Annotated in this window: 10 protein-coding genes; all 10 read left to right on the top strand. The window is 43.5% G+C overall.

The genetic code is table 11. From position 1 onward, the window contains the following. The first annotated feature begins 10 nt into the window (after positions 1–10). The 10 genes from xylB (at position 11) to pfkB (ending at position 12320) form a co-directional block, all read left to right on the top strand. Positions 11–1537: a xylulokinase gene (gene xylB, locus MAHAU_RS08345; RefSeq protein ID WP_013781289.1), complete on the top strand. Its 1527-nt coding sequence runs from the start codon at positions 11–13 to the stop codon at positions 1535–1537. Between the two features lie 182 nt (positions 1538–1719). After that, the gene (locus MAHAU_RS08340; protein WP_013781288.1) at positions 1720–3042 is read left to right on the top strand and encodes an efflux RND transporter periplasmic adaptor subunit; all 1323 of its coding nucleotides are present in this window, start codon (positions 1720–1722) and stop codon (positions 3040–3042) included. A 13-nt stretch (positions 3043–3055) separates the two neighbouring features. Beyond that, positions 3056–6211 (top strand): efflux RND transporter permease subunit, encoded by a 3156-nt coding sequence (locus MAHAU_RS08335; protein WP_013781287.1) that lies wholly within the window; start codon positions 3056–3058, stop codon positions 6209–6211. 1 nt (position 6212) lies between these two features. Continuing rightward, positions 6213–6791, top strand: coding sequence for a TetR/AcrR family transcriptional regulator (locus tag MAHAU_RS15050; RefSeq protein WP_013781286.1), 579 nt, complete (start codon positions 6213–6215; stop codon positions 6789–6791). An 85-nt stretch (positions 6792–6876) separates the two neighbouring features. Further along, positions 6877–7857, top strand: coding sequence for a glycoside hydrolase family 130 protein (locus tag MAHAU_RS08325; protein ID WP_013781285.1), 981 nt, complete (start codon positions 6877–6879; stop codon positions 7855–7857). 121 nt (positions 7858–7978) lie between these two features. Next, on the top strand, positions 7979–8797 hold the full coding sequence (gene lgt, locus MAHAU_RS08320; protein WP_013781284.1) for a prolipoprotein diacylglyceryl transferase: 819 nt from the start codon (positions 7979–7981) through the stop codon (positions 8795–8797). After that, complete coding sequence (locus MAHAU_RS08315) at positions 8794–9381, top strand: lysophospholipid acyltransferase family protein (RefSeq protein ID WP_013781283.1); 588 nt, start codon at positions 8794–8796, stop codon at positions 9379–9381. The genes lgt and MAHAU_RS08315 overlap by 4 nt, the downstream gene beginning before the upstream one ends. Positions 9382–9413: 32 nt before the next feature. Further along, positions 9414–10277, top strand: a complete 864-nt coding sequence (fba, locus tag MAHAU_RS08310) for a class II fructose-1,6-bisphosphate aldolase (protein ID WP_013781282.1) — start codon at positions 9414–9416, stop codon at positions 10275–10277. Between the two features lie 27 nt (positions 10278–10304). Continuing rightward, positions 10305–11375, top strand: coding sequence for a bifunctional phosphoglucose/phosphomannose isomerase (locus MAHAU_RS08305; protein WP_013781281.1), 1071 nt, complete (start codon positions 10305–10307; stop codon positions 11373–11375). Between the two features lie 9 nt (positions 11376–11384). Next, positions 11385–12320 carry a 1-phosphofructokinase gene (gene pfkB / locus MAHAU_RS08300; RefSeq protein WP_013781280.1) on the top strand — a complete coding sequence of 312 codons (936 nt, stop codon included), beginning with the start codon at positions 11385–11387 and terminating at the stop codon, positions 12318–12320. Positions 12321–12325 lie beyond the last annotated feature (5 nt).

The following is a 12325-nucleotide window of genomic DNA, read 5'->3' as shown; positions in this document are numbered from 1 at the left end:
AGGTAGAACAATGGCTTATCTTTTAGGAATAGACGTAGGAACATCGGGGACTAAGACCGTACTGTTCGATGAAAATGGCAATAGTGTGGCTCATGCATTATATGAGTATCCTATGTATCAACCACAGATGGGCTGGGCTGAACAACGCCCGGAGGATTGGTGGAATGCCTCGGTGGAAACGATAAAGCAGGTTATAACTAAGAGTGGCGTCGATGCTGCCGACATAAAAGGTATCGGTTTGACTGGACAAATGCACGGTATGGTATTATTGGATAAGGATTATAACGTATTAAGGCCTGCTATTATATGGTGTGATCAGCGTACTCAAGCTGAATGCGATGAAATAACCGACATAATAGGCAGGCGGAGGTTGATAGAGATAACAGCCAATCCGGCATTAACGGGTTTCACAGCTTCCAAAGTCATGTGGGTAAAAAAACATCAACCGGATATTTTTGAGAAAATATACAAAATACTTTTGCCGAAGGACTACATAAGGTTCAAATTAACAGGTGAATTTGCTACTGAAGTATCGGATGCTAGCGGCATGCAGTTTTTAGATGTTCCTCACAGGCGATGGAGCGACGAAGTGTTGGATAAGCTCGGCATAAATAAGGAATGGATGCCGGCCGTATATGAATCGCCCGAAATAAGCGGCTATGTGACACAGGATGTAGCGGATATCACTGGTTTAAAAGTCGGCACGCCGGTAGTCGGTGGTGGCGGCGATCAAGCAGCAGGTGCTGTGGGAAATGGTATAGTTAAGACGGGCATTGTATCATCTACTATAGGTACATCAGGTGTAGTGTTTGCCTATACCGATGATGTGCGTATAGATCCGAAAGGACGAGTGCATACGTTTTGCCATGCTGTACCCAATACATGGCATATAATGGGCGTTACGCAGGGAGCCGGCTTATCGATGCAGTGGATGCGGAATAATTTTGGCGGCATGGAGAAAGAACTGAGCGTTTTTTTAAACAATGATCCATACGATATAATGACTCAAGAAGCTGCCCAAGCTGTTGCGGGGTGTAGGGGGCTTATATATTTACCATATCTCATGGGTGAGCGCACACCACATCTGGACCCTTATGCCAAAGGTGTATTTTTCGGTCTGTCTGCTATGCACACAAGGCAGGACATGTTCCGAGCCGTTATGGAAGGTGTAGCCTATAGTCTGAGAGATTGCTTAGAGATAATAAGAGAAATGGGTGCTGAGGTAAATGAGATAAGAGCCTCGGGCGGAGGTGGCCGCAGTAGCTTATGGCGTCAGATGCAGGCCGATAACTTCCATAATCCAGTATCCACTATTAATTCCAGTGAAGGCCCGGCATTCGGCGCAGCGCTGTTGGCTGGTGTAGGAGCTGGAATATATGATAGCGTGCCGCAGGCTTGTGAGGCCACCATACGTATAACAGGGGTGCAACAACCCTTAGAGGGCAATTTAGCTATATATGATAAGTATTATGACATATATAAACAGCTTTATAATGATTTAAAAGCCACATTTAAGAAAGTGGCTGTGATAGAGTGAGCCTGGTTCGCCAGGCTCGCTTTTTTTGTATGTGGCCAAGAGTTAAGAGCGAAAATAAAGGGTGCTAAGAAGCAGAAATAAAATATTGTGCTTTACAATAAAATGGTGCTGATATATAATAAACGATGTCGACCGAACGGTCAGTCAATTTAACGTGTTAATTTATCAGGAGGTGTACTTACTTGAATAGTAGCATAAAGTGGGTGTCTATAGCGGCCGCAACGCTTGTTACAGTCGGCCTATTGATGACGGGTTGTAGTGATCAACCCCAGACTTCGACACAAGATCAACAAAAAAATGCTGCAGTAGCAGTATCGGTGCAGAAAGTAGCTCTAGGCAGCGTGGGTAACAGCAGAGAATATACTGCTAGGCTGAAACCAATACAAGATGTTATGATAATCCCTAAGTTACCGGGTAAAGTGACTGCTATACCTGTTGAAATAGGCGATGCAGTGAAAAAAGGTGATCTGCTCTTAGAGCTTGATACGTCGGATATACAGCCGCAAATTGACCAAGCTCAGGCAGCTTATAATGTAGCCAAAATAAATGTGAATGATACTAAAAAGAAAAAAGAAGATCTGGATAATATGGAAAAAAAGCTTAAAGATCAGCAAAATTCCTTGACATCGCAACAAAAACAATTAAATGATACTGTAAAACAATTGCAGTCACAGCTAAATGATCTTAAAAAACAATTGGCATCTGCTCCGGATGAGCGGGTAAAAGCTCAGCTTCAGAGTACTATAGATGCTCTAGAGTCTCAGCTTTCCAAGGCCCAGGACGGATTGAGTTCTGTAAACGAAGCGTTAAAAGCAGTGCAGACGCAGATTAGCTCTATAGCTACATCTAAGATGCAGATACCTAGCGATGAACTGCTTAACGCGCAACTCAAGCAAGCTGAAGCTGCGTTAAACCTTGCGAAACATCAATTGACCAATACTAAGATATATGCCCCTATAGATGGTATAGTGGCTTCCGTCAATGTGGATGAGGGCGAGATGGTGGCTCAAACCACACTGCCCATGAATGTTATAGATGTGAGCAAATTGCTTATGGACATACAGGTTGCCGAGGCTGATATATCTAAAATACAAAAAGGTCAAAGTGTAAATATCAAGGTCGATGCAGTGCCAGATCAAACATATAATGGGACGGTGACCATGATATCGCCGACACCGGATCCGCGTTCACAAAATTATCCGGTTAGCATACAAATCGATAATAAAGGTAATTATTTGAAGGCCGGTATGTTCGCCCGGGCTGAATTGGCTGTGGATAAGAAAACGGATGTTATAGTAGTGCCTAGCACAGCAGTGCTTGATGAAAACGGTATCAAAGTTGTATATGTAGCTGACGGCGGAAAGGCTCAAAAGCAGCAGGTTGAGATTGGCATGGATGATGGCAAAATGGTAGAAATAAAGAAAGGGCTGGATGTAGGCCAAAATATCGTAGTAGAGGGTCAACAGTATCTGACCGATGGCGCTGACATCACTATAGCTGAATAGAGGTGATGTCGAATTGAAGATATGGGAAGGTTCTATAAAGCGACCTGTTATGACATGGATGATAATAGCTATAATATTGGTGCTTGGGGTCGTGTCCTTAAGTCGATTGGGTTTGGATCTTTTGCCGAATATAAATCTGCCGATAGCAGCGGTAACAGCCTCTTATCCGGGTGCGGGCCCTGAAGAGATAGAAACTATGGTAACAAAGCCATTGGAAAGTGTATTGGGTACGGTATCCAATGTTAACTCTGTGCGCTCTATATCGACAGAGGGCAGTTCTATAATAATATTAGAATTCAATCAGGGTACTGATATGGACTTTGCAGCTTTGGACATGCGCGAAAAGGTTGACCTTATAAAAGGCATGCTGCCTAGCGGTGTAACCAATCCGATGGTGTTAAAGCTTGATCCGACAATGCTTCCTGTTATGCAGATCTCGGTAGCCAGCAAGGATGGTAATCTATCTAGAGCCCAGGCGGTGGTAGAGGATACTATAAATAACCGTATAGAGCGTATAGAGGGCGTAGCATCGGTTAGTATAACCGGCGGTCGTCAACGCGAAATATCTATAACGGTACAGCCTGAGAAGCTGGCTACATACGGTTTATCTATAACACAGATATCCAATCTTTTGAAAGCGGAAAACCTTAATATGCCTGGAGGCACAGTAGTGCGCAATGACAAGCAGTTGGTGGTCCGTACTATGGGCGAATTCAAGAGCATAGACGATATAAAGGCATTAACAATACCTACGCCGGCTGGTGGTACAGTAAAACTTGCAGAAATAGCAGACGTGGCTGATACTTTTAAAGAGATAAACCAATATAATAAAATAAACGGTAAAGAGAGCATAGGCATATCAGTGCAAAAGGAAAGTACGGCCAATACTGTTCAGGTGGCCGACGATGTCAATGCGGAGTTGGAAAAATTGCGCCAAGAATTACCCAATATGGAGATAATACCGGTATTGGATCAGTCGCAGTTCATAAAGATGTCGATAAACAATGTTGCGAATAACGCTATAATAGGGGCAATATTAGCTGTTATAGTACTGCTGATATTCTTACGGAATGTTCGCTCTTCGCTCGTTATAGCATTATCTATACCTATATCGGTCATAGCAACCTTTGTGTTGGTGTATTTTTCGGGTATGACTTTAAACCTTATATCGATGGGCGGCCTAGCATTGGGCGTAGGCATGATGGTGGATAATTCTATAGTAGTATTAGAGAACATATACAGGCACAGACAAGAAGGGCAAACGCGTATTAAGGCGGCCAGCGATGGTGCTGGCGAGGTGGCTATGGCTATTACCGGCTCGACGTTAACCACAGTAGCAGTATTCCTCCCAATAATATTCGTTCAGAGCTTAGCCGGCGAGATTTTTAAGGAACTGGCTCTTACAGTTACGTTTTCGCTTTTAGCCTCATTGGTTGTAGCCGTAACCATCGTTCCAATGCTGGCATCGCGCTTAGTGACCATAGAGGATGAGGGGAAACCTAAGCGCAGGACTGTCTGGACGTCGATAGATGGCTTTTTTAACAGAACATTGTCTGGCTTAGACAGTTTTTATAGAAATGTGCTCAAGTCGGCATTAAAGCATAAGGGCTTAACTGTTGCTATAGTAGCAGCAGTCTTTATAGCTATGATAGCGCTGATACCGTTTGTCGGCAGTGAATTTTTGCCACCTATGGATCAAGGTCAATTTAGTGTAAGTATAGAGTTGCCCCAAGGTACAGTTTATACCAAGACGGCCGACATTACCAATAAGGTAGAAAATATAGTGGAAACGATACCCGAAGCCGATACTATATATACTACCGTGGGAGGGAATGCTCTGGTTTCCATGGTAGGTGGCATGGGCGGTAGCAGCACAAATATTGGAAGCATAAGCGTTACGCTTGTGCCAAAGGAACAACGTACGCGTACTACCGATGAAATAGCGGCATGGGTGAGTCAACAGGTAAAAAATATACCAGGTGCTAAGATAACGGTGTCATCAATGAATGATGTTGCAAGCGGAGCCACGGGCGGCGGTACTGCATCGATTATGGGGGCGCCGATATCGGTGGATATAAAAGGCGATGATATGGATACACTCGCTGAGGTTGCCGATGATATAAAGGGGCTTGTAGAAACTGTGCCGGGAGTAACCAGCGTCACTACCAGTATGGGAGAAGGTGCGCCCGAGCTGCGCTTAACAATAGACCGCTACAAAGCATCGCAATATGGCTTGAATGCAGCTACCATAGCGTCGACGGTTCAATCTGCTATAAAAGGACAGTTGGCTACGCGTTATAAAGTTGAAGGGCGCGAAATCGATGTGACATTATATGGCGATGAAAGTTATAAAACTGATCCAGATAAGCTGTCCCAGCTTTTGATTCCGACTATGACCGGCGGCAACGTTCCGCTTGGTGAATTGGCCAAAGTGGAGGAAGCTAAAGGGCCGGTGGCTATAAACCGTCAGGATTTACGCCGCACGATAAGCGTTAACGTAAATATATCGGATAGGGCGTTGGGCGATGTGACTGCCGATATACAAGCAAAAATAAATGCCTACAGATTGCCTAGTGGCTATGCCGTGAGCTACAGTGGGCAAAGTCAGATGCTTAATGATGCGTTCGGCGACCTCGGCTTGGCGCTTATACTGGCTGTTATATTGGTTTATATGATAATGGCGGCGCAGTTTGAGTCGTTTATCCATCCTTTTGATATAATGTTTGCAGTACCACTTGCCTTTGGTGGTGCTGTATTCGGATTATTTCTCACAGGCAAAGCGTTGAGCGTTCCGGCATATATAGGCGTGATAATGTTGACAGGTATAGTGGTCAATAACGCCATAGTGCTTATAGATTACACCAACCAGTTAAGGGACAGAGGTTATAGCTGTGAGGAAGCTCTTATAAAGGCTGGTCCTACCAGATTGCGCCCTATACTCATGACAACGCTTACTACCGTACTCGGCCTTGTGCCTTTAGCACTGGGTATAGGCGAGGGAGCGGAGATGGAAGCACCTATGGCTATAACGGTGATATTCGGACTTGGGCTATCCACTATTATAACGCTTATAATAGTGCCTGTGATCTATAGTCTGTTCGACAGATTCAGCCGCCGTCATCATGAGCCTGTCGATAATGTAATACCTATAGGCGGCAGGGAGGTATAATATGGCTGCCAAGGAAGAAGCCCGTAAGGAGGATATACTAAAAGCCTCTATACGCGTGTTCTCAAAAGAAGGCTTTTACAACGCCCGTATGGAGGATATAGCAGTAGCAGCAGGTGTAGGCAAAGGTACGATATATGAGTATTTTCCAAGTAAGAAAGTGCTTTTTCAAGAGATGATGCGTTATGCCGTAGAGATGTATATAGCAGAGGTAGAACGACATATAACAGGAATAAAGAATGCTAAAGAGGTTTTGTCGTCTTTTATGAGGTTCAATATAGATTTTATGCGGGAGCATGCTGAAATAGCCAAAGTGGTTATAAGCCAGCCGAATGAGGTCAACGAAGAAATAATGGAGATGTTTATGAATGTGAGGCACCGTATAGAAGAAGCGATAGCTTCTGTGATAATCGGGGGGATATCTTCAGGCTGTTTTCGTAAAATAAAACCGCATATCGCGGCTATGGCATTTCTTGCGATGGTCAGCCGAGTAGCCGCCGCTACCTTGTATAATTGCGAGCATGAGGAGTATAATGCTGTGGAGATGCTGGATATATTCTTTCACGGGATAAGTATGGTATAATATAGTTATCGCTCAGCTGATTTCTTTACACAAATTAGCTGAGCGTGGCGTAATAAAATTAAATATTTTGGGAGGACGATAGTTTATGGGAAAGCAATTTATAATAGGTCCTGAACTTCCTAATATGCCATGGCAGGACAGACCGGCTGGATGTAATGATGTTATATGGCGTTATGAGCGCAATCCTGTTATACCGAGGGACTTAATTCCATCTTCAAACAGCATCTTTAACAGCGCTGTTGTGCCATTTGAGAATGGGTTTGCAGGGGTATTTCGGTGCGATACTAAAAGCCGGCAAATGGAAGTACATAAGGGACTCAGTGAGGATGGTATTAATTGGAATATAGATCCTAAACGTATAGAATTTATATGCGAAGACGATAATATAGGGAAATTTAACTATGCTTATGATCCTAGGGTTTGTAAAATAGAAGACAAATATTATGTTACATGGTGCAACGGATATCATGGATATCCGACGATAGGCGTCGCATATACTTATGATTTCAATGAATTTTATCAAATGGAAAATGCCTTTTTACCTTTTAATAGGAATGGAGTACTTTTCCCCAGAAAGATACATGGTAAATATGCTATGTTGAGCAGGCCGAGCGACAATGGGCATACGCCTTTTGGCGATATATTCTATAGTGAAAGTCCTGACATGATACATTGGGGCCATCATAGGCATGTAATGTCGCCAAATAAACCATGGGAGAGTACAAAAATAGGAGCAGGCCCGATCCCCATAGAAACTACCGAAGGGTGGCTGCTATTTTATCATGGCGTTTTAACGTCGTGCAATGGGTTTGTGTACAGCTTTGGAGCGGCACTGCTTGATATAGATGAACCGTGGAAGGTGCTATATAGAGGTTCGAATTATTTGCTTTCGCCACAGAGGCTTTATGAGTGCGTTGGCGATGTGCCTAATGTAACATTTCCTACGGCTGCTCTATGCGATGCACCCACGGGTAGAATAGCTATATACTATGGAGCAGCAGATACTGTGACTTGTCTTGCTTTTGCTCAGGTAGAAGAAATAATAGACTTTATAAAATCCAACTGATCTATTCTCAGTGACGAACCGTACAGTACCGGTTCGTCACTGTTGTATATTCACTTGACTAAATCTCGCCAGTAGCCTTATAATAAATATGGCTACATTTTGCTTAAAATGGAGTGATAAGATGATAGATCCGGTAGCGTTTTATATATTTGGTAAAGAAGTTCGATGGTATGGCATACTTATAGCAGCGGCAGTATTGCTGGGTATTTACCTCGCGGTGCGCGAAGCTAAGCGCCTGGGGTATGACCCCGATATGTTCATAGATTTTTGTCTCTGGGTTATTCCTATATCCATAGTGGGAGCTAGAATTTATTATGTTGTATTTCAATGGGATTATTACAGAGCCCATCCATCTGAAATTATAGCGATCTGGCACGGAGGCATAGCGATATACGGAGCAGTACTGGCCGGTATATTGGTGGGTATAATATTTGCGAAAGTGCGTAAGGTCGATTTCTGGGGATTGGCCGATATAGTAGCACCCAGCCTTATATTAGGGCAGGCTATAGGTCGGTGGGGAAATTTCTTTAATGGTGAAGCGTATGGTTATTTGGTTTCTTCTCCAAAATGGCAGTGGTTTCCCGCTGCTGTATACATAGATGGTCAGTGGCATATGGCCACGTTCTTTTATGAATCTATGTGGGATCTGGCGGTATTTATTTTCCTTATGTGGTATAGAAAACGTAAAAGGTATAGTGGCGATGTTTTTTTAGGTTATCTTGCATTATACGGAATAGGGCGTTTTATAGTAGAGGGCTTGCGCACAGACAGCCTTATGTGGGGGCCTCTCAGAGTTTCACAGGTATTAAGCCTGATCCTTATAGCTGTAGCAGTGCTTATAAGGGTATGCTGGATGCGCACTGGCAAGCAACAGTTTTCGATGGAAGACGCTGCTTTACAGGCAAACGCAAATGATGAGGATGATGTGGGAGATATATGAGGGTTGATTGGTTTTATAGGATATGTAAATTTATAATAAAGCCGACTCTAATGCTGTTGTATGGATTGCGCATAGTAAATAAGGAAAATATCCCTGAAAAAAGTGGCTGCATAATTTATGCCAATCACACGTCATATCTTGATCCGGTGGTCATAGGAGCTATGTTGGATAGGCCAATAAACTTTATGGCCAAAGAAGAGCTTTTTCATATTCCCGTATTAAGCAACATCATAAAGCTTTGGGGTGCATTTCCAGTTAAACGCAATGCCGCTGATATAACCGCTATACGCAAAGCGCTTAATTTGATAAAAAAAGGAGAGCTTTTTGGGATATTTCCAGAAGGTACCAGGAGCAAAGACGGTCATATTGCTATGTTGCAGCCAGGGGTAGCTCTTATAGCGTTGAAGGCAAACGCTCCGGTGATACCTGTTTTTATAGAACCATACAAACTTTTTGGTCGCACAAACATATATGTGGGTGAGCCTTTGGATTTATCGCAATATGCTAAAAATAATAATGACGCTAACAAATTAGAAGAGATCAGTGATATAATGTATGAGGCATTACTTCGCTTAAAAGCGTAACATAATTTTTGTAGAAGGGATAAAGATATACTATGTCATTGGTAACAGGCAAAAAAATACTAGATAAGGCCTTATCCGGCCATTATGCTATAGGGGCATTTAATGTACATAATATGGAAACTGTACAGGCAGTGGTAAACGTGGCCATCGAAGAGAGAGCGCCACTGATAATACAGACGTCGGCTAGCACTATTAAGTACGCGGGTGCAAAGTTTTTGGCTGCCAACGTTAAAGCAGCGGCTGAAGATGCCGATATACCCATAGCATTGCATTTAGACCACGCGACTACATATCAGCAAGTGGTCGAATGTATAAGAGTAGGCTATACGTCGGTTATGATAGACGGTTCAAAACTACCCTATGATGAGAATGTGGCGCTGACCAAGAAGGTGGTGGAACTAGCCCATTATGCTGGCGTGTCGGTAGAGGCCGAGCTTGGCAAAGTCGGCGGCACTGAGGATGACATTTCGGTCGATGAGAGGGAGGCTACTTTTACGGTGCCCGAAGAGGCGGTCAAATTTATAGAGGATACCGGCGTGGATTATCTGGCTGTGGCTATAGGCACCGCTCATGGCGTTTATAAAGGTGAGCCGAAACTGGATTTTGAGCGTCTGAAAAAGATACGTAGCATGGTAAATGTGCCATTAGTGCTTCATGGGGCATCTGGTGTACCAGATGAAGGGTTGCGCAATGCTGTAGTATGTGGTATAAATAAAATAAATCTTGCTACTGATTTAAAGATACCGATGGCCAGGACTATACGCGATATATTTATGGCTAATCCGGATGAAGATGATCCAAGAAAATATTTGGGTGCTGCCAGAGATGCTGTAGAAGTTGTTGTAAGGGATAAAATACGCGTTATAGGATGCAATGGTAAAGCGATTGTTGAGTAAAATATTACATTGGAAGGGATGTTATAGATGATCGATTTAAATGATGCAAAAAAGATAAGAGAACTGGATAGCATGGGTTCCTTGATAACTACAGAGAATTATGATAAACAATTTGCCGAAGGTATGGAGTTGGTTAAGGACTTTGTAGTACCCGAATTGCCAGACAAAGTGGATGAGTTGGTATTGCTTGGGACAGGCGGAGGTTCATCCATAAGCGGTGGTATGATACGCTCACTTCTATTCGATGAGCTTAAGCTTCCGGTTATTATAAACCAAGGGTATAATATACCGGCATTTGTGGACGAGCACTCATTGATATTTGTGGTGTCTCATTCCGGTAATACAGAAGAGACGTTGAATGCCTTGTCGCAGGCTATGGAAACCGGCGCTACTATTATAGCGATAACAGCGGGAGGAAAGCTTAAAGAGATAGCCCAGCAAAATAACATACCGCTTTTGATCGTACCGGCTGATATAGGGCATCCGCGCCGCGATCTAGGATACATATTTATACCCATGCTGGTTATGCTTACTAAAATGGGTCTTATATCCGATAAGACTGCTGATATAGAAGAGACGATAGCACTGTTTACAGAGTTAAATAAACAGTATAATCCTGAAGTTCCTGTGGAAAATAATCTGGCAAAACAGATAGCACAGGAGTTATATGGTTATATACCGTTGATATACGGATCGCTTGATAATTTAGATGCTGTAGCGTGGCGTTGGAAAAACCAGTTTGGCGAGAACAGCAAATTGATGGCTTTTTGGAACGTTATCCCGAATTTGCATCATGATGAAGCCGTAGGTTGGGATATGCCTCAAGAGTTAATAAAGATGTTTTATCTCATAATGTTGCGCGATGACGTGCTGGATTCCGAGAAAATTAAAAAGCGCAAGGATATAACGGTACAGATATTGTCCGAACGTATGGGTAAAGTACGTCAGGTCTATGCTACAGGTAAAAGCAGGCTGGCAAGACTGTTTTCGCTCGTATACCTTGGTGATTTTGTAACACTTTACACGCCGATTTATCGCGGCGTCGACCCGACACCTGTAGAGGTAATAAATCTATTCAAACGCAAGATGGCCGAATGAGGTGCTTAAATGATCCTTACAATAACCTTAAACGCTGCTATCGATAAAACATATACCATTGGTGGATTTCACGCTGGCGGCAATTTTAGACCGAGCGAAATGCATGCCTTGGCCGGTGGCAAAGGTTTAAATGTTTCTAGGGCCGCTAAGGCTTTAGGGCGTCAAGTTACTGCCACAGGTTTCTTAGGCGGCCATAACGGCGCGTTTATAGAGGATGGCGTAAAGGAGATGGGGGTTCGTCCGGAATTCGTATATGTGGACGGTGAGTCCCGCATATGCATAGCTGTATTGGACCCTCATGGAGGTACTACTACGGAGATATGGGAGAAAGGCCCCATTATTTCATCCGTTGCCTGTGACCAGTTTATGAATAAGCTAGACGATCTAATTGGACAGGCCAACGTCGTTACGGCGTCAGGGAGCTTGCCTCAAGGTGTTTCTGATACTATATATGCCGACATAGCTGTTTTATGTCGGCGTTTAGAGAAACCTTTTATACTGGATACCAGCGGACAGGCGCTGTCAGAGGGTATAAAAGGCAAACCGATGATGATAAAACCTAATGTGCATGAACTCGAGGCATTATTGCAAAAGAACATAACCGACGATGATGAAATAATATCTGCCGCTGAGGGAATTGCTCAAAACGGCATAGATATAATAGCGGTTTCAATGGGTGAGAAAGGGTCATTGGTATGGGCTTACGGGCAGGTGTATAAGGTTAAAGCTCCTTATGTAGAAGTAGTGGATGCTGTCGGCTCTGGTGATTCTATGGTGGCTGGATATGCGGCAGGCATAGAGATGGGTTACAGTGTAAAAGATATGATTAGGTTAGGGGCAGCGTGTGCTACTGCTAATGTTGTGACATATGGTGCTGGTACCATTGAGTCTGATACGGTACAGCGCTTTTTTGGCCAATTAGAGATATACGATATAAAGCGCTGAGGTGA

The organism is Mahella australiensis 50-1 BON (genome assembly GCF_000213255.1).
GTDB classification, from domain to species: domain Bacteria; phylum Bacillota; class Clostridia; order Mahellales; family Mahellaceae; genus Mahella; species Mahella australiensis.
This window is presented reverse-complemented; position numbering and strand designations above follow the sequence as displayed.